At 72.7% G+C, this 17,141-nt stretch carries 16 protein-coding genes; 11 read left to right on the top strand and 5 right to left on the bottom strand.

What is annotated here, in order from left to right; all coding sequences use genetic code 11:
* Positions 1-46: 46 nt before the first annotated feature.
* The 3 genes from KBX50_RS05405 to KBX50_RS05395 form a co-directional block, all read right to left on the bottom strand.
* Positions 47-1,450: a HAMP domain-containing sensor histidine kinase gene (locus KBX50_RS05405; RefSeq protein WP_210935184.1), complete on the bottom strand. Its 1,404-nt coding sequence runs from the start codon at positions 1,448-1,450 to the stop codon at positions 47-49.
* Between the two features lie 29 nt (positions 1,451-1,479).
* A complete protein-coding gene (locus KBX50_RS05400) occupies positions 1,480-2,169 on the bottom strand; it encodes a response regulator transcription factor (RefSeq protein WP_210935182.1) in 690 nt (229 codons plus the stop codon).
* 98 nt (positions 2,170-2,267) lie between these two features.
* The gene (locus tag KBX50_RS05395; protein ID WP_210935180.1) at positions 2,268-3,140 is read right to left on the bottom strand and encodes a DUF1775 domain-containing protein; all 873 of its coding nucleotides are present in this window, start codon (positions 3,138-3,140) and stop codon (positions 2,268-2,270) included.
* Positions 3,141-3,336: 196 nt separating this feature from the next.
* Here KBX50_RS05395 and thrS point away from each other — a divergent pair, with 196 nt between their 5' ends.
* The 3 genes from thrS (at position 3,337) to KBX50_RS05380 (ending at position 7,338) form a co-directional block, all read left to right on the top strand.
* Complete coding sequence (thrS, locus tag KBX50_RS05390) at positions 3,337-5,343, top strand: threonine--tRNA ligase (RefSeq protein WP_210935178.1); 2,007 nt, start codon at positions 3,337-3,339, stop codon at positions 5,341-5,343.
* Positions 5,344-5,405: 62 nt separating this feature from the next.
* The gene (locus KBX50_RS05385; RefSeq protein WP_210935572.1) at positions 5,406-5,918 is read left to right on the top strand and encodes an HIT domain-containing protein; all 513 of its coding nucleotides are present in this window, start codon (positions 5,406-5,408) and stop codon (positions 5,916-5,918) included.
* A 364-nt stretch (positions 5,919-6,282) separates the two neighbouring features.
* The gene (locus tag KBX50_RS05380; protein WP_374224582.1) at positions 6,283-7,338 is read left to right on the top strand and encodes an aldo/keto reductase; all 1,056 of its coding nucleotides are present in this window, start codon (positions 6,283-6,285) and stop codon (positions 7,336-7,338) included.
* 33 nt (positions 7,339-7,371) lie between these two features.
* On the opposite strand, the gene KBX50_RS05375 is transcribed toward KBX50_RS05380, so the two are convergent.
* Complete coding sequence (locus KBX50_RS05375; protein ID WP_210935173.1) at positions 7,372-9,522, bottom strand: elongation factor G-like protein EF-G2; 2,151 nt, start codon at positions 9,520-9,522, stop codon at positions 7,372-7,374.
* A gap of 276 nt (positions 9,523-9,798) precedes the next feature.
* Between KBX50_RS05375 and pgsA the strand changes: the two genes are divergently transcribed.
* The 6 genes from pgsA to pdxT all read left to right on the top strand — a co-directional run bounded on the left by pgsA (position 9,799) and on the right by pdxT (position 14,709).
* Complete coding sequence (pgsA, locus tag KBX50_RS05370) at positions 9,799-10,431, top strand: phosphatidylinositol phosphate synthase (protein ID WP_210935171.1); 633 nt, start codon at positions 9,799-9,801, stop codon at positions 10,429-10,431.
* A gap of 25 nt (positions 10,432-10,456) precedes the next feature.
* The gene (locus KBX50_RS05365; RefSeq protein ID WP_210935170.1) at positions 10,457-11,335 is read left to right on the top strand and encodes a phosphatidylinositol mannoside acyltransferase; all 879 of its coding nucleotides are present in this window, start codon (positions 10,457-10,459) and stop codon (positions 11,333-11,335) included.
* Positions 11,336-11,348: 13 nt separating this feature from the next.
* Entirely contained in the window at positions 11,349-12,509 is a 1,161-nt protein-coding gene (locus tag KBX50_RS05360) for a glycosyltransferase family 4 protein (RefSeq protein ID WP_210935169.1), read from the top strand.
* Positions 12,510-12,544: 35 nt separating this feature from the next.
* Entirely contained in the window at positions 12,545-13,042 is a 498-nt protein-coding gene (locus KBX50_RS05355; RefSeq protein WP_210935168.1) for a hypothetical protein, read from the top strand.
* A gap of 145 nt (positions 13,043-13,187) precedes the next feature.
* Positions 13,188-14,102, top strand: a complete 915-nt coding sequence (gene pdxS, locus KBX50_RS05350) for a pyridoxal 5'-phosphate synthase lyase subunit PdxS (RefSeq protein WP_210935167.1) — start codon at positions 13,188-13,190, stop codon at positions 14,100-14,102.
* Position 14,103: 1 nt separating this feature from the next.
* Positions 14,104-14,709, top strand: coding sequence for a pyridoxal 5'-phosphate synthase glutaminase subunit PdxT (gene pdxT, locus KBX50_RS05345; protein WP_210935166.1), 606 nt, complete (start codon positions 14,104-14,106; stop codon positions 14,707-14,709).
* Between the two features lie 364 nt (positions 14,710-15,073).
* On the opposite strand, the gene KBX50_RS05340 is transcribed toward pdxT, so the two are convergent.
* Entirely contained in the window at positions 15,074-15,922 is an 849-nt protein-coding gene (locus KBX50_RS05340; RefSeq protein ID WP_247673212.1) for a helix-turn-helix transcriptional regulator, read from the bottom strand.
* A gap of 103 nt (positions 15,923-16,025) precedes the next feature.
* Between KBX50_RS05340 and KBX50_RS05335 the strand changes: the two genes are divergently transcribed.
* Together KBX50_RS05335 and KBX50_RS05330 are read left to right on the top strand one after the other, a co-directional pair.
* Positions 16,026-16,772 (top strand): NADPH-dependent FMN reductase, encoded by a 747-nt coding sequence (locus KBX50_RS05335; protein WP_210935164.1) that lies wholly within the window; start codon positions 16,026-16,028, stop codon positions 16,770-16,772.
* A gap of 7 nt (positions 16,773-16,779) precedes the next feature.
* Positions 16,780-17,076, top strand: a complete 297-nt coding sequence (locus tag KBX50_RS05330; protein ID WP_210935163.1) for a hypothetical protein — start codon at positions 16,780-16,782, stop codon at positions 17,074-17,076.
* The last annotated feature ends 65 nt before the right edge of the window (positions 17,077-17,141 follow it).

The following is a 17,141-nucleotide window of genomic DNA, read 5'->3' as shown; positions in this document are numbered from 1 at the left end:
ACGCACAGCCCGAGGCGATCGGCCCGCTGTCCGGAGCGCCTGACCGTCAGCCGTCCGTCGGGCGCTGCCGGGGCCAGCGGCGTCCACGGGCCTTCTGATCCCGGCCCTCCCGAGCCATTCGCCCCACCAGGCCGAACCGGCTGACCTGGCGCGGCGTCGCCTCCGGGTCGGCCAGCAGCATCACCACACTCGCCCCGCCCAGGTGCGCCCGGTCGATGCTGACCGAGCCGTTGGCCTGCAACGCCACCCGCTTGGCGATGTCCAGCCCCAACCCGGTGGAGCCCTGGTCGCTGGCGCCGCGTCGCAACGCCCGGTCCGGGTTGGCGATACCGGGACCGGCATCGTCGATCCGGATGGCCACGTATCCGTCGCGGCGCGACACCGCCACCTCGAACGCGGTGCCCTGCGGCGTGTAGCGGAACACGTTGCCGATCACGGCGTCCAGGGCGGCAGCCAGCTCGGCGCGGGGAACCGGTGCGGGTATCCGCAACTGGGCGCCGGAGACCCGGTGCGGACGGTTCTGGTCACCGGCGAGGGCGGCCCAGAACACCATCCGGTCCCGGACGACCTCGCTCACGTCGCACATCGCCGGGGGCGCGGCCTCGGTCGCCACGGCCTTACGGGTGGTCTTGATCAGTACGTCGATCTCACCCTCAAGGGTCACGATCGCCTGCCGGATGCGTCGGATGCCGCGCCGGTAGTCCAGCTCGGCCTGACTGAACGCGCCGACACTCGTGTCGTCGGACTCCAGCGCCTCGGCGTCCAGCCGCAGCACGGTCAACGGGGTACGCAGCCGGTGGGACAGGTCCGCCACCAGTTCCCGCTCCTCGGTGCGCGCCGCCACCAACCGTTCCGCCATCCGGTTGAACGCGTGGCCGGCCTGGACCAGCTCGCGCGGGCCGTGCGGCTCGACGCGTACGCCCAGGTCGCCATCGCCGATGGCGAGCGACGCCTTGACCAGGGCCCGGCTCGCGTCGGCCGCCCGGGCGGCGAGCCGGTCCACCACCAGCATCGCGGCGCCCACCAGCGCGACGGCCACCCCGGCGAGCAGCAGCCACCGGCCGCCACCGGCGTCGAGCGCGGCATCCGGGACGAAGACCTCCACCACGGCGGTCCGCTCGCCCAGCACCACCGGATCCAGCCGCAGCACTCCGCCGTCGACATCGACGACCAACGAACGGCCCTGCTCCCGGGCCTGCGCCAGGTGCGCCGCGTCGGCCCGTCCGGCGGAGGAGTCCACGTCTAGCCCGTGCACGACGGGCCGGGTGGCCGGGTCGCCGCCGCTGGCCTCGATCGCCCGGGTGACCACCTCCGCGTCGGTGCTGATCGCCAGGGCCCCGGTCACCAGCGCGCTGCGCCGGGCCGCGTCGGCGATCGCTTCCTCGCGTGCCTGCCCGCCGAGGGTCAGCCCGAGCGGCACGAGGAAGGCAAGCGCCAGCAACGTGCCCACGCCGGCCGTCCAGAGGGCCAGCGCCCTTCTCAGTCCGGCGCCACCAGCCGGAAGCCCACCCCCCGCACGGTGCGCAGGTAGCGCGGCTTCGCCGCGGACTCGCCCATTTTGCGCCGTAGCCAGTACAGGTGAACGTCGATGGTCTGATCCTCGCCGACCGATGGCTGCCGCCATACCTCCTCCAAGAGCTCCCGCCGGGACACTACCCGGCCAGGGCGGGCGGCGAGATACGCCAGCAGGTCGAATTCCTTGCGGGTCAGCGCCAGCGCCGTACCGTCGAGGTGGGCGCTGCGCTCGCCGACGTCCACCTTCAGCCCGCCGACGCTGTGCACGGCCGGCTGGGCCGAGCGGCTGGCCCGGCCCGCGCGGCGCAGCACGGTGGTGATTCGGGCGTCCAGGTGCGCGCCGGTGAACGGCTTGATCATGTAGTCGTCCGCGCCGGCCCGGAGCAGCTTGACCACGGACTGCTCGTCGTCGCGGGCGGTGGCGATGATGATCGGCACGTCGGTGATGCCCCGGAGCATCCGCAACGCGTCCGAGCCGTCCAGATCCGGCAGGCCGAGGTCGAGCACCACCAGGTCCGGTGTCTCGGCGGCAACCCGGCGCAGCGCGTCCAGGGCGGTGCCCACCGCGTGTACGGCGTGACCCCGGTCGGTGAGGGAACGAAGCATCGCGCCGCGTACGACGTGATCGTCTTCGACCAGGAGGACGGTGGCCACCCAAGCACGGTACTCGGGGCGGCAAGTGTGGCGTCATCGCGGCCCACCCGGGTACCCGCCAAGCTGGTGCGACCATGACGTTCACCCGCGCCCGCCGTTCACCGCCGGGCGCCCGCCTCGGCCGTCTCGGAACCGGCACCCGTGGGCGTCCCGGCCGCACCGGAGTCGTCCGCCTCGGCGCTGGCTGCCGGCTGCTCGCCGGGCCGCTCCTCGTCGAGCACCGAACGGTCGATCTCCTCGGTCGTCGCGCGCCGTCGGCGGCTGATCAGCCAACCCACCACCGCGCCGCCGCCGAGGCCGGCGACCAGCCCGGCGGCGAGCAGGCTGTTGGCGTTCGGACCACCGTCGGAGGCGGCCGTGGTGGGCGGAGCCTCGGCGGGCGCTGCGCCGCCGGGGGCCGCGCCGTGCCCACCGTGCGCACCCGGGTAGGCCGGGTCGCCCGGCAGCAGCGTCAGCGCCGGCAACGGCCGTTGGCCGGGGCCGCCGCCCCAACGCACCTGGAGGCCGTCGGCGTACGTCTGCACCAGCTCGAAGGTCAGCCGTTCGGTCTGCGGCAGCGGGGCCATCGAGAACACCAGCCGGGCCGGCCCCTCGCCCGCCTGGTCCTTCGCGCGCGACCAGATCAGCGAGGCGGTCACCACGTCGGTGGCCGGGCCGTGCATGCCGGACACCGGCCGGTCCAGCTTCCGGGTGGTGATCGTCGGTGCCCAGCCCTCGACGGACAGCGGGTACACCTCGGCGATCGGCGGGTTCTCCGGGATCTTGATCTCGATGCGTTCGGTCCGGACACCGGGCCGTTCGTCGGGCACCACGAATTCGAGTTTCACCGCGTTGCCCTGCTGAGCCTCGGCCGGGGTGAACGTCACCCCGTCGGCCCACGCCGTGGCGGGCCAGAGCAGCACCACGGCCGTGGCCAGGGCGGCCACCAGCACGCCCCGGCGTCGACGGCTGTGGCCGTGCGTCATCGCCATCTGGGTTCCCATCCGTGTCCACGCGGCCGGAACCGGCTCCGGCCACACCTGGTAGTTCGGATCCCGGGCCGGAAAGGTTCAACGGTGGCGGCAATCGTCTGCTGTCGGTGTCGACGACGGCGACGCCCGGGGCGCCCGATAGCATCAGTGCGCCGGCATCGGCACCATCCGTCACGTCTGCTGCGAGGAGTCATCCGTGTCCGCACCCCGTACCCCCGCCGTGGCCGACCCCGTCGTCGTCGGCGCCGGGACCACGGCGGCCGACGCGGTGGCCGCGGCCGGGCTGCCCACCAACGGCCCCCGGGCGATCGTGGTGGTCCGCGACCCGCACGGCGTGCTGCGCGACCTGGACTGGCGACCGGCCGAGGAGACGACGGTCGAGCCGGTCGCGCTGGACTCCCCGGACGGGCTGAACGTGCTGCGCCACTCCACGGCCCACGTGCTCGCCCAGGCGGTGCAGGACATCTTCCCCGAGGCGAAGCTCGGTATCGGCCCGCCGATCGACAACGGCTTCTACTACGACTTCGCGGTGGACAAGCCGTTCCAGCCCGACGACCTGGCCAAGCTGGAAAAGCGGATGCAGGAGATCATCAAGTCGGGGCAGCGGTTCCGGCGTCGCCGCTTCGACAGCCTGGACGAGGCGAAGACCGAGCTGGCGGCCGAGCCGTTCAAGCTGGAGCTGATCGACGTCAAGGGCGAAGGGCTGGATTCCTCCGAGGTGATGGAGGTCGGCGGCGGCGAGCTGACCATCTACGACAACCTCGCCGCCGACGAGGACAAGGTCTGCTGGTCGGATCTGTGCCGGGGGCCGCACCTGCCCAACACCCGGCTGATCGGCGCGTTCAAGCTGATGCGCTCGGCCGCCGCGTACTGGCGTGGCTCGGAGAAGAACCCGCAGTTGCAGCGGGTGTACGGCACCGCGTGGCCGACCCGCGACGGGTTGAAGGCGTACCTGAAGCTGCTGGAGGAGGCCGCCCGGCGCGACCACCGCAAGCTCGGCGCGGACCTGGACCTGTTCAGCTTCCCCGACGAGATCGGCTCGGGCCTCGCGGTCTTCCACCCCAAGGGCGGCATCATCCGCCGGGAGCTGGAGGACTACTCGCGTCGCCGGCACGAAGAGGCGGGATACGAGTTCGTCAACAGCCCGCACATCACCAAGGCGCAGCTCTTCCAGACCTCGGGCCACCTGCCGTACTACGCGGACACGATGTTCCCGCCCATGCAGTTGGAGGGGGCGGAGTACTACCTCAAGGCGATGAACTGCCCGATGCACAACCTGATCTTCCGGTCGCGCGGACGGTCCTACCGCGAACTGCCGCTGCGGCTGTTCGAGTTCGGCACCGTCTACCGCTACGAGAAGTCGGGTGTGGTGCACGGCCTCACCCGGGTACGCGGTCTGACCCAGGACGACTCGCACATCTACTGCACCCGGGAGCAGATGCCCGGCGAGCTGACCACCCTGCTGTCGTTCGTGCTGGACCTGCTGCGTGACTACGGCCTGGACGACTTCTACCTGGAGCTGTCCACCCGCGACGACTCGCCGAAGTTCATCGGCTCCGACGCGGACTGGGCCGAGGCCACCGAGGCGTTGCGCACCGCCGCCGAGACCTCCGGCCTGGAACTGGTGCCGGATCCGGGTGGCGCGGCCTTCTACGGCCCGAAGATCTCCGTGCAGGCCAAGGACGCCATCGGCCGGACCTGGCAGATGTCCACCATCCAGGTCGACTTCAACCAGCCGGAGCGGTTCGGCCTGGAGTACCAGGCCGCCGACGGCACCCGGCAGCGGCCCGTCATGATCCACCGAGCCCTCTTCGGTTCGATCGAGCGGTTCTTCGGCGTGCTCACCGAGCACTACGCGGGGGCGTTCCCGGCCTGGCTGGCCCCGGTGCAGGTGGTCGGCATCCCGATCCGCGACGACCACGCCGACTATCTGCACGGCTTCGTCGCCGCGTTGCGCGCCGAGGGCATCCGGGCCCAGGTCGACGCCGGTGACGAGCGGATGCAGAAGAAGATCCGTACCGCGCAGCAGCAGAAGATCCCCTTCATGGTGATCGCCGGCGACGACGACGTGGCTGCCGGCACCGTCTCCTTCCGCTACCGGGACGGCTCCCAACGCAACGGGGTGCCGCTGGCCGAGGCGGTCAGCCACGTCCTCGACGTGGTCACCTCCCGCACCAACACCGGCCCCTCCGCCGAGATGTGACGGCCGGGCGGGGCCGTAGGATCGCCGGTGTGACTGGGGCGGAGGAGCACACCGACAGGGACATGGCCGACGGGCTGGACCGGCTCTGGACGCCCCACCGGATGACGTACATCTCCGGCGAGGACCGGCCCGAGGGTGGCTACGAGCGACCCTCGGGGTGCCCGTTCTGCCTGGCCCCGGCCCGGCCTCCGGAGGAGAGCCTCGTGGTGGCGCGTGGCGGGCACGTCTTCGTGGTGCTCAACCTGTACCCGTACAACCCGGGGCATCTGCTGGTCTGCCCGTACCGGCACGTGGCCGACTACACCGACCTGGACGGGCCGGAGACCGCCGAGTTGGCGTCGTTCACCCAGACCGCCATGCGGGTCGTCCGCAAGGTCAGCAGTGCCCACGGTTTCAACCTGGGCATGAACCAGGGTGGGGTGGCCGGCGCCGGCATCGCCGCCCACCTGCACCAGCACGTGGTGCCCCGATGGGGTGGTGACGCCAACTTCATGCCGGTGATCGGGCGTACCAAGGTCCTGCCACAACTGCTGGGCGACACCCGCGACCTGCTCGCCCGCGCCTGGCCCTCCTGACCTCGGGCCGCCTCCCACGCCGCGTCGCCTCCGCGTCCTCTCCCGCGGCGCATCCCCGCCCGCGCTTCGCTTCGCGTCACCGGTCGGCGGCTGCCCCCTTGGTACGCGCCCTTTGCTCTGCTTCAACCCACGCGGCGGTTACGCAGTGCAGTCGATGCGTATCGGTAAGCAGAGCAAGGGGGACGCGTCGAATGGTGGCTTCCCCGGGCCGCTCGCAGGTCGATCGGGGCACGGCGCGGGAGCGGACGGAACCGCGCCGGATCCGCCGCCGGTCGGGTGATCCGTACGCACACCGGGCCCCGTACGGATGATCGTGCTGGATCTTCGTCAACGTCTGTCCGAAAGATGGCACGATGCGCCGGTGGTGGAGTCGACGCGGACGTTGGGCCGCAGCGGCATCGAGGTCAGCGCCCTGGGCATGGGCTGCTGGGCGATCGCCGGCCCGTGGGCCGAGGGGCGCATGCCACTGGGCTGGGGTGCCGTTGACGACGAGGAGTCGGTGCGGGCGATCCGGCGCGCGCTCGACCTCGGGGTGACCCTCTTCGACACCGCCGACAGCTACGGCGCGGGACACGGCGAACGGGTCCTCGGGCGGGCCCTGGCCGGCCGCCGTGACGCGGCGGTGATCGCCACCAAGTGGGGATACACGTTCGACGAGCGGACCCGGCAGGCCATCGGGCCCGACGCCTCACCGGCGTACCTGCGGCGGGCCGTGTGCGCCTCGCTGCGCCGCCTCGGGACCGACCGGATCGACCTCTACCAGCTGCACCTGGCCGACCTGCCCGTGCCACAGGCGCACGAGCTGATCGGCGCGTTGGAGGACCTGGTGACCGACGGTCTGGTCCGCGCGTACGGCTGGAGCACCGACCGGGTCGACCGGGCGGCGACCTTCGGGCACGATGGCCCGCACGCCGCCGCCGTGCAGCACAGCCTGTCGGTGCTGCGGGACGCACCCGGCCTGCTCGCCGTCTGCGAGAAGTACGACCTGGCCAGCATCAACCGTGGTCCGCTCGGCATGGGGCTGCTCACCGGCAAGTACCGCCCCGAGTCGGTGCTGCCCCGCGACGACGTGCGGGGGATGACCTCGGGTTGGCTGGAGTGGTTCCGGGGCGGGCGGCCGGCGCCGGAGTGGCTGCGCCGGGTGCACGCGGTCCGGGCCACGTTGACCGCCGACGGACGCACCCTGGCCCAGGGCGCGCTGGGCTGGATCTGGGCGCGCAGCGAGCGGGCCATCCCGATCCCGGGCTGCCGCACCGTCGCCCAGGTCGAGGAGAACGCCGCCGCGCTCGCTCTCGGCCCGCTCGCCCCCGACCACTTCGCCGAGGTGGAACGGCAGCTCGCCGCCGTGCGGACTGCCGCGCTGCGGGAGGCCGACCGCCCCTACTGGCCCAGCCCCATGCTTCCCACCGCCCGTCCCTGACCAGAATCGCTGCTGGCTCGACCGGACACCGGGTCAGGTGTGCTCCTTGCGCATCTGGTCGGCCAGATGCGCGGGCATCGGGTCATACCGGACGAAGTGGCGCCGGAAGGTGCCGGCGCCCGAGGTCATCGCCCGCAGCTCCACGGCGTAACGCAGCAACTCCGTGGCGGGCACCTCGGCGCGTACCAGGGTGCGGCCCTCCGCGGCCGGGTCCGGTTCGGTGCCGAGCACCCGGCCGCGTCGCCCGGACAGGTCGCCCATCACCGCGCCCACGTTGACGTCGGGTACCCGTACCGTCACCTCGTCGACCGGCTCCAGCAGCGCCGGCTGCCCCCGGTCGGCGGCGTCGCGCAGGGCAAGCGCCCCGGCGGTCTGGAACGCCGCGTCGGAGGAGTCCACGCTGTGCGCCTTGCCGTCGACCAGGGTGACCCGCAGGTCCATCACCGGGTGGCCGGCGACCAGGCCGCGTTCCATCTGGGCGCGTACCCCCTTCTCCACCGAGGGGATGTAGTTGTGCGGCACCGCGCCGCCGACCACCCGGTCGACGAACTCGAAGCCGCCACCGCGCGGCAGCGGTTCCACCTCAATGTCGCAGACGGCGTACTGACCATGGCCTCCGGACTGCTTGACGTGCCGGCCGTGCCCCCGGGCCGGCACGGTAAGCGTCTCCCGCAGCGCCACCCGCACCGGCTCGGTGTCCAACTCCACCCCGCCCGCGCGCAGCCGGTCGAGGACCACGTCGGCGTGCGCCTCGCCCATGCACCACAGCACCAGTTGGTGGGTCTCCGGGTTGCGCTCCAGCCGCATCGTCGGGTCGCCGGCCACCAGCCGGCCGAGGTTGCGGGCCAGGGCGTCCTCGTCGGATCGGGACTTCGCCACGATCGCCACCGGCAGCAACGGCTCCGGCATCTCCCACGGCGCGATCAGCAGCGGATTGTCCTTGGCGGAGATGGTGTCGCCGGTCTCCGCGCTGCCGGACTTGGTGATCGCGCAGATGTCACCGGCCACCGCCACGCCGACCTCCCGGAGGGTGGCGCCGAGCGGGCTGTAGAGATGGGCGATCCGCTCATCGGCGTCGTGGTCGGGGTGCCCGCGTTCGGCCAGGCCGTGCCCCGACACGTGCACGGTCTGCTCGGGACGCAGCGTGCCGGAGAAGACCCGGACCACGCAGACCCGCCCGACATGCCGGTCGATGGTGGTCCGGACCACCTCGGCCACCAGCGGGCCGTCCGGGTTGCAGGTCAGCGGCGGCCGTGGGGCGCCGTCCACCCCGGTGACCGCGGGCAGCGCGTGCTCCGGCGGGGCGGGAAAACCGGCGGTGAGCACCTCCAGCAACGCGTCCAGGCCGACCCCGGTCGCCGCGCAGACCGGTACCACCGGATAGAAGTGACCGCGGGCGACCGCCTTCTCCAGGTCCTCCACCAGGATGCCGGCGTCGATCTCCTCACCTTCGAGGTACCGGTCCATCAGGGTCTCGTCCTCGCTCTCGGCGATGATCCCCTCGATCAGCTCGTTGCGGGACTCGACGATGGCCGGCAGGTGCTCCGGGTCGGGTTCGCGTACCTGTGACGGCAGCCCGCCCGTGTAGTCGAAGACCCGCCGCGTGATCAGCCCCAGCAAGCCGACTGTGGATTCGCCGTCGTCACCGAGCATCGGCAGGTAGAGCGGGAGCACGTTGTCGCCGAAGACCCGCTGGCACAGCGCCACCGCCTCGTCGAAGTCGGCGCGCGGATGGTCCAGTCGGGCCACCGCGACCGCCCGGGGCATGTCCACCGCCGCGCACTCCTCCCAGAGCGCCGCGGTGGCCGCGTCCATCCCGTCGACGGCGGAGACCACGAAAAGCGCGGCGTCGGCGGCCCGCAGCCCGGCGCGCAGCTCACCGACGAAGTCGGCATAGCCCGGCGTGTCCAGCAGGTTGACCTTGATCCCGTCGTGCACCAGCGGCGCGCAGGCCAGGGCGACCGAACGCTGCTGGCGTACGGCCGCCGGATCGTGATCGCAGACGGTGGTGCCGTCGGTGACCGAGCCGGCCCGGGCGATCGTTCCGGAAGCCGCGAGCAGCGCCTCGACGAGCGTCGTCTTGCCCGCCCCGGAATGCCCGACGAGCACCACGTTGCGGATCCTGGCGGGGTCGGTCACCGCCGGTACGCCGACGGCCCCCTTGTCCTGACTCCTCTGCGCCATCGGGCGCACCTCCCTCATCCGGTGGTGGTGGGTGGCGACCGCCGCACGCGACGGGGATGGCCCGGGCGGGGTGCTGCGGCGATATCCTCCGGTGATTCGCTGGGAACCGGGCAGTCAACAGGCGGCGGGGTGAGCCGGGTCACCCTTCTGGCTCGATCTCACACCCGATGAGGGGCCGACACAACCCTCTCCGGGCGGGCCGCCGCGCCGGCTGAGCGTGGCTGGTCAGACGGGCGGTGTCGCCGGTCGAGGGCCGACCGTTATCGTGGGACCGCCATGGCGAAGATCTTCCAAGTGTCGGCCCGCGCGGGGATGACCCGCGTCGTCGAGCCGATCGCCCGCAGCCTGCTGCGCGCGGGCGTAACTCCCAACGCGGTCACCGTCGCGGGCACCCTGGGCGTGCTCGTCGGCGCGCTCGGCCTCGGTGCCCGCGGCCATCTGGTCGCCGGTGCGCTGATCGTGACGGTCTTCGCGCTCACCGACCTGCTCGACGGGACGATGGCCCGGATGAGCGGCGGGTCGACCCGGTTCGGAGCCTTCCTCGACTCCAGCATGGACCGGGTCGCCGACAGCGCGGTGTTCGGCGCGGTCGCCTTCTACCTGGCCACCGAGGGCAACCACGCGGGCGTGGCCGCCGCGCTGATCTGCCTGGCCGCGGGCGGGCTCGTGTCGTACGTCAAGGCCCGCGCCGAAGGGCTCGGGATGACCTGCAACGTGGGCATCGCCGAGCGTACCGAGCGACTGCTGATCGTCGGTGTCGGCGGCCTGCTCGCCGGGCTCGGCCTGGCGGTGGCGCTGCCGATCGCGCTCTGGCTGCTCGCGGCGGTCTCCCTGTTCACCGTCGGCCAGCGGATGCGACACGTGTACCGGCAGGCCCAGCAGGTCGACGTGCCGGGCGGCCACGGGTGAGCGGCACAGCCGGGCGGAGCATCCGGTGAACCTCACCGAGTTGGGGTTCGCCGCCGCCTGGCGGCTGGTCCGCGTGCTGCCCCGGCCCGTCGCCGCCGCCGCGTTCGACGCCGTGGCCGACAGCGCCCACCGCCGCCGGGGCCCGGGCGCCACCCGGCTACGGGCCAACCTCCGCCGCGTGGTCGGTCCGGAACTGCCCGAGGCTGAACTCGACGACCTGGTCCGCCGGGGGCTGCGCTCGTACGCCCGCTACTGGATGGAGGCGTTCCGGCTGCCCGCGCTGAGCCGCGAGCAGCTCCTCGCCGGGTTCCGGCTGGACCGCGCCGACGTGCTCGCCGCGGACGTGGCCGCCGGGCGCGGCGCGGTGGTGGCGCTGCCGCACGCCGGCAACTGGGACACGGCCGGCGCCTGGGTCGCCGCCAACGGCTGGCCGCTGTCCACCGTCGCCGAGCGGCTCAAGCCGGAGGGCATCTTCGAACGCTTCGTCGCTTTCCGGCAGGGGCTGGGCATGGAGATCCTGCCCACCAACGGCGGTGCGCGGCCGGCGATCGACGTGCTCACCGACCGGCTGGCCGCCGGGACGGTGGTACCCCTGCTGGCCGACCGGGATCTCTCCACCCGTGGCGTGGAGGTGGACTTCTTCGGCGGCCGGACCCGGATGCCGGCCGGTCCGGCGTTGCTCGCGCTGCGCACCGGCGCCCCGCTGTATGTGGCGTCGATGTGGTACGAACCGGATGCAGCGTGCGCCTCGCTGGTGGGCCCGCTGCCGGTGCCGGGGCCCGAGGCGGGCACCCTCGACGTGCGGGTCCGGTCGCTGACCCAGCTGATCGCCGACGGTCTCGCGGCGGGTATCGCCCGGCATCCGGAAGACTGGCACATGCTGCAACGGATGTGGCTGGACTGAGGGGACGGGCGCAATGCGGATCGGCATCGTCTGCCCGTACTCCTTCGACGTACCCGGCGGGGTGCAGAACCATGTCATGGACCTGGCGGAGGCGTTGCTCGGGCTCGGGCACGAGGTGAGCGTCCTCGCCCCGGCGGACGAGGATTCGGCGCTGCCGCCGTACGTGGTGTCGGCCGGCAGGTCGGTACCGCTGCCGTACAACGGCTCGGTGGCCCGGATCGCGTTCGGCCCGGTCTCGACCGCCCGGGTACGCCGCTGGATCACCCGGGGCGACTTCGACGTGCTGCACGTGCACGAGCCGCTCGCGCTGAGCCTGTCCATGCTCGCCGTGCTCTCCGCCCGGGGGCCGGTGGTGGCCACCTTCCACACCGCGATGACCCGCTCCCGGATGCTCGCCGCCGCCCAGGGAGTGCTCCAGATCGTGCTGGAGCGGATCACCGCGCGGATCGCGGTGAGCGCCCTGGCACGCAAGGTGCAGGTCGAGCACCTGGACGGCGGGGCGGTGGAGATCCCCAACGGGGTGGCGGTGGCCAAGTTCGCCGGGGTCGAGCCGCTGCCCGGCTGGCCGGGGGAGTGCGGGCCGGGCACCGGCGGCACGCTCGGCTTCCTGGGCCGCTTCACCGAGTCGCGCAAGGGGTTCCCGATCCTGCGCGACGCCTTCGTCGAGCTGGCCCGGCAGCGTCCCGGCCTGCGCCTGCTGGTCGCCGGCCCCGGCGACCCGGACGACCTGTTCGCCCGGTTTCCGGCTGACCTGCGGGACCGGGTCACCTTCCTCGGCCTGGTCTCCGAGGAGGAGAAGGCGCGGATGCTGCGCAGTGCGCACCTCTACGTCGCGCCGAACACCGGCGGCGAGTCGTTCGGCATGATCCTCACCGAGGCGCTCGCGGCCGGCACCACAGTCGTGGCCAGCGACCTGGACGCCTTCCGCCGGGTGCTCGACGGCGGCCGGGCCGGCCGGCTGTTCCCGACCGGCGACGCGGCGACCCTGCGTGCGACGCTGTCGCAGCTGCTCGACGACCCGGCTCAGCGGGCGGAGCTGACCGCCTGCGGTGACCAGGTGGTGGCGAATTTCGACTGGCCCGTGGTTGCCCGTCGGGTTCTGGAGGTATACGCAGCGGCGATCGAGGCCACCGACGGCCGGGTGATCGACCAGGAGTGGGTGGGGTTGACCTGATCGGGAGGAACGGGAGCAGCACTACGATGCCGGGCATGTGGTGGGTGGTGGGCGCGACGGTGGTCGTCGCCCTGGTCGCGGTGTACCTGATCTGGACCGCCGGCCGGGTCGAGCGGCTCCAGGACCGCGCCCAGCTCGCCGCCCGCGCCCTCGACGCCCACCTGCTGCGCCGGGCCGCCGCCGCGGCGGTGCTGGCCGAGCGCCGCTACGGCGTCGAGTTGTACGCGGCGGCGCGGATCGCCCTCGACGCCCAGCCGGAGGAGCGGGAGGCGGCCGAGAACGACCTGACCCGGCAGCTGCGGTCGGTGCAACTCGACCCCACCGACGCCGACTGTGAGGCGGTGATCGCCGCCAGCCGGCGGCTCGCCCTGGCCCGCCAGGTGCACACCGACCTGGTCCGTGACGCCCGGTCGGCACGCGGCCGGCCGCTGGTGCGGCTGTTACGGATGGGACGCCGGCACACCTGGCCGCGCTACTTCGACATCGACGATCCGACCCTGACCCTCCCCGCCGCCGACGTGCCCAGCCGCTGAACCGCTCCGCCCAGCCGGCCGGGTGCCCCGGGGTGACGGCGGACACACAGCAGGCCACCACGGGGCTGATTGGCTGTCGGAGTGGCGTTGGCCCGGGCGTAGCATCTGCGCTGCCACCTCCCGAGGACGCCTGAGGAGCGACGACGTGTCCGAGACGACTTCCCCGAACACCGCCACCCCGGTCGTCGGCACCGCGCGCGTGAAGCGCGGCATGGCCGAGATGCTCAAGGGTGGTGTGATCATGGATGTGGTCACCCCCGAGCAGGCCAAGATCGCCGAGGACGCTGGCGCGGTCGCGGTGATGGCGCTGGAGCGGGTACCCGCGGACATCCGTGCCCAGGGCGGGGTGTCCCGGATGAGCGACCCCGACATGATCGACGGCATCATCAACGCGGTCTCCATCCCGGTGATGGCCAAGGCCCGCATCGGTCACTTCGTCGAGGCGCAGATCCTCCAGTCCCTCGGGGTGGACTACGTCGACGAGTCCGAGGTGCTCACCCCGGCCGACTACGCCAACCACATCGACAAGTGGGCGTTCACCGTGCCGTTCGTCTGCGGCGCGACCAACCTGGGCGAGGCGCTGCGTCGGATCACCGAGGGCGCCGCGATGATCCGCTCCAAGGGCGAGGCCGGCACCGGCGACGTCTCCAACGCCACCACCCACATGCGGAAGATCCGCCAGGAGATCCGGCGCCTGACCACCCTGCCGGCCGACGAGCTGTTCGTCGCGGCGAAGGAGTTGCAGGCACCGTACGAGCTGGTCAAGGAGATCGCCGAGACCGGCAAGCTGCCGGTGGTGCTCTTCACCGCCGGTGGCATCGCCACCCCGGCCGACGCGGCGATGATGATGCAGCTCGGCGCCGAAGGGGTCTTCGTCGGCTCCGGCATCTTCAAGTCCGGCAACCCGGCCCAGCGGGCCGCCGCGATCGTCAAGGCGACCACCTTCCACGACGACCCGGACGTGCTGGCCAAGGTGTCCCGTGGCCTCGGCGAGGCGATGGTCGGCATCAACGTCGACGACATCCCGCAGCCGCACCGCCTCGCCGAACGCGGCTGGTGACGTGACGGCACCCGTGATCGGTGTGCTCGCCCTCCAGGGCGACGTCCGCGAACACGTCACGGCCCTGACCGCGGCGGGCGCGCAGGCCCGTCCGGTACGCCGACCGGCGGAACTGGACGCGGTCGACGGACTGGTCATTCCGGGCGGGGAGTCCACCACGATCAGCAAGCTGGTCGACATCTTCGAGCTGCGTGACCCGATCGACAAGCGGATCGCCGCCGGCATGCCGGTCTACGGCTCCTGCGCCGGGATGATCATGTTGGCCACCGAGGTTCTCGACGGCCGGCCGGATCAGCGCGGCTTCGACGGCATCGCGATGACCGTCCGCCGCAACGCGTTCGGCCGGCAGGTCGACTCCTTCGAGGCACCGGTGGAGATCACCGGCGTACCGGGTGGGCCGCTGCACGCGGTCTTCATCCGCGCGCCCTGGGTCGAGCGGGTCGGCGAGGGCGTGGAGGTACTCGGCACGGTTACCGCCGGCCCGGCCGCCGGCAGGATCGTCGCCGTACGCCAGCACAACCTGCTGGCCACCTCGTTCCACCCGGAACTCACCGGCGATTCCCGCCTGCACGCCTACTTCGTAGACCTGACCCGCGCCGCCCGCTGACCCCGCGCCGCCACCTGACCACGCGCGTCGCCCACCTGCCCCGCGCCGCCCGCCCGACCACGCGCGCCGCCTACCTGACCCGCGCCGTCCGACCCTGCGCGCCGCCCACCTGACACTGCGCGCCGCCCACCTGACCCGCGCCGCCCGCCGGGCACGCGAGGCAGCAACATCGGGGATGTTGCTGGCTCGACTCGCTTCGAGGCAGCAGCATCCCCGAAACTGCTCGGATCTTCGGCGACGGCGACGGCGACGGCGACGGCGGCGACGGCGACGGCGGCGACGGCGACGGCGGTGGCGGTGAGGGCGACGGCGGTGGGCGGCGGTTGGGCGGGTGGTTGCGTCTCAGCCCTCAGCCCTCAGCACCTCAGCTGGCGACGGAGCGGAGGCTGCCGGGGCGGCGGCCGAGGAGGCGGTCCAGCGCCGCGGCGCTGTCCGCGTCGGTGGGCTGCTGCACCACCAGCCGCTGCTGGTCGTCGGCGAGTTCCAGGGTCTCGTACGACAGCCGCAGTGGCCCCACCTCCGGATGCCGCAGCCAGCGCACCCCGCTCGGCTGCACGGCGACCGGCCGGCGCTGCCACCGGGACCGGAAGGGTTCCCCGACGGTACGGGCGAGCCGTTCAGCGAACGCGTTGGCGGCGGGGTCGCCCCCGCGCAACCGGTGCAGGTCGGCGACCTGCTGGTCGGCGAGGTCGGCCCAGTCGGGAAAGTGCTCCGGGGCGCGTTCGTCGGCGAGAACGAACCATACGAGGTTGGGCCGCTCGTCATCGAGCAGGCCCAGCGGCCGGGCCAACCTGTCGAACGGCCCGTTCCAGGCCAGCACGTCGCCGATCCGGTTGATCAGGTACGCCGGCCGGTCCCGTAGCGCCGCCAGTAGCGTCCGGACCTGTGGGCGGACGGTACGCGACACGGTCGGCCGCCCACCCGCGCACAGTTGCCGGCGGTGGTCGACCGACGCGAGTTGCTGAAGGTGCCGCCGGTCGGCGTCGTCGAGCCGCAGCGCCTCGGCCAGCGCGGCAAGGATGCCCGGCGACGGACGGGTGTCCCGACCCTGTTCGAGCCGGGTCAGGTATTCCACGCTGACCTGGGCCAACGTGGCCAACTCCGCACGCCGCAGGCCCGGCGTACGCCGCCGGCCGTTGGTGGGTAGCCCCACCTGCTCGGGCCGCAGCGCCTCCCGGCGGCTGCGGAGGAACGCGCCCAACTCGCCGTCCATCACCCGTCCAGTCTGCCGCGCCCGTGGCCCGGGAGCATGTCCCCGCCAGGGCTACCCTCCCGCCGGTCTCCCCGAGTGCTCCCGACGGCGGTGAAATCGGCTCATGAACAGCACACGACAGCATGTACCGATCAAGGTGGGCCTGGTCGTCGGCAGCAGTCGCCCGGGGCGACGCGGCCCGGCGGTGGCGGGATGGGTGGCCGAGACGACGGCCGGGCATCCGGCGGCGCGAGCGGGTGAGGTGACCGTCGAACTGGTCGATCTCGCCGAGCAGCGGCTGCCGATGCTCGACGAACCCGTGCCGGCGAGGTTCGGCGACTACCGTCACGAGCACACCCGTCGCTGGTCGACGGTGGTGGCGGCGTACGACGCGTTCGTCTTCGTCACCCCGGAGTACAACAGCTCGGTCCCGGCGGTCCTCAAGAACGCCATCGACTATCTGGACGCCGAGTGGCGCGGCAAGCCGGCCGGTGCGCTCACCTACGGCGTACGCGGGGGCGGGCGGGCGGCCGAGCAGCTGCGGCCGATTCTCGCCGAGGTGGGCATGGAGGTCCTACCGAGCCATGTCGAGCTGGGGTTGTTCACGGACTTCGACTGGACCGGTGCGGATCGGTCGGACCCGACCGCCGACGGTCGGATCGCGCCCGGCGAAGGCCGAGCGGAACTGATCACGGCGATGCTCACCGAACTCCTCGCTGCGGTCCGGAGACGCCGCGACGGTCATCCGGCGGAGGCGGTTGCCCCGGCCGGCGAGGCGGCGGACCTGCCGGCGGGTGCCGGCGAGGCGGTGGCCCCGGCGACCGGTGCCGAGACAGCGGGTCGGGACGCGGTCCCGGCTGGTGGCCGGTGAGCTGACCATGGAGACGCTTCTCATCACGTACCGCGTCCGACCGGACCGCCTCGACGAGCATCTGACCCTGCTCGACGCGGTGCACCGCGACCTGGCCCGGCTGGATGCGCCCGGATTCCGCTACCTGACCCTGCGGCTCGACGACGGGCTCAGCTTCGTCGACGTCGTCATGGGCCCGGATCTGCCCGGACCACTGCCGTCGTTGGAGTCGTTCGGTCGTTTCCGGGCCGGGCTGGAGGAGCGGTGCGAGCAGCGCAGCACGACCGAGTTCACCGTCCTGGGGTCGTACGGCATGGGTGAGTAGCTTCGTCCGCTTTGTGCCGACCGGGGGAGAGTGGGCCGACGGCTGACGTGCGGCGGGTGACGATC

It is taken from the genome of Micromonospora sp. C51, from assembly GCF_018070435.1.
GTDB classification, from domain to species: domain Bacteria; phylum Actinomycetota; class Actinomycetes; order Mycobacteriales; family Micromonosporaceae; genus Micromonospora; species Micromonospora sediminimaris.
Note: the sequence above shows the minus strand (reverse complement) of the source record. Positions and strands in the feature narration are given on the sequence as shown.

Coding starts and splice junctions, on each gene's coding strand:
- KBX50_RS05340 (WP_247673212.1), bottom strand. CDS start 15,922: ATGGACGGCGAGTTGGGCGCGTTCCTCCGCAGCCGCCGGGAGGCGCTG.
- pgsA (WP_210935171.1), top strand. CDS start 9,799: ATGGCGAAGATCTTCCAAGTGTCGGCCCGCGCGGGGATGACCCGCGTC.
- KBX50_RS05355 (WP_210935168.1), top strand. CDS start 12,545: ATGTGGTGGGTGGTGGGCGCGACGGTGGTCGTCGCCCTGGTCGCGGTG.
- KBX50_RS05395 (WP_210935180.1), bottom strand. CDS start 3,140: ATGGCGATGACGCACGGCCACAGCCGTCGACGCCGGGGCGTGCTGGTG.
- KBX50_RS05335 (WP_210935164.1), top strand. CDS start 16,026: ATGAACAGCACACGACAGCATGTACCGATCAAGGTGGGCCTGGTCGTC.
- KBX50_RS05330 (WP_210935163.1), top strand. CDS start 16,780: ATGGAGACGCTTCTCATCACGTACCGCGTCCGACCGGACCGCCTCGAC.
- KBX50_RS05360 (WP_210935169.1), top strand. CDS start 11,349: ATGCGGATCGGCATCGTCTGCCCGTACTCCTTCGACGTACCCGGCGGG.
- KBX50_RS05375 (WP_210935173.1), bottom strand. CDS start 9,522: ATGGCGCAGAGGAGTCAGGACAAGGGGGCCGTCGGCGTACCGGCGGTG.
- KBX50_RS05385 (WP_210935572.1), top strand. CDS start 5,406: ATGGCCGACGGGCTGGACCGGCTCTGGACGCCCCACCGGATGACGTAC.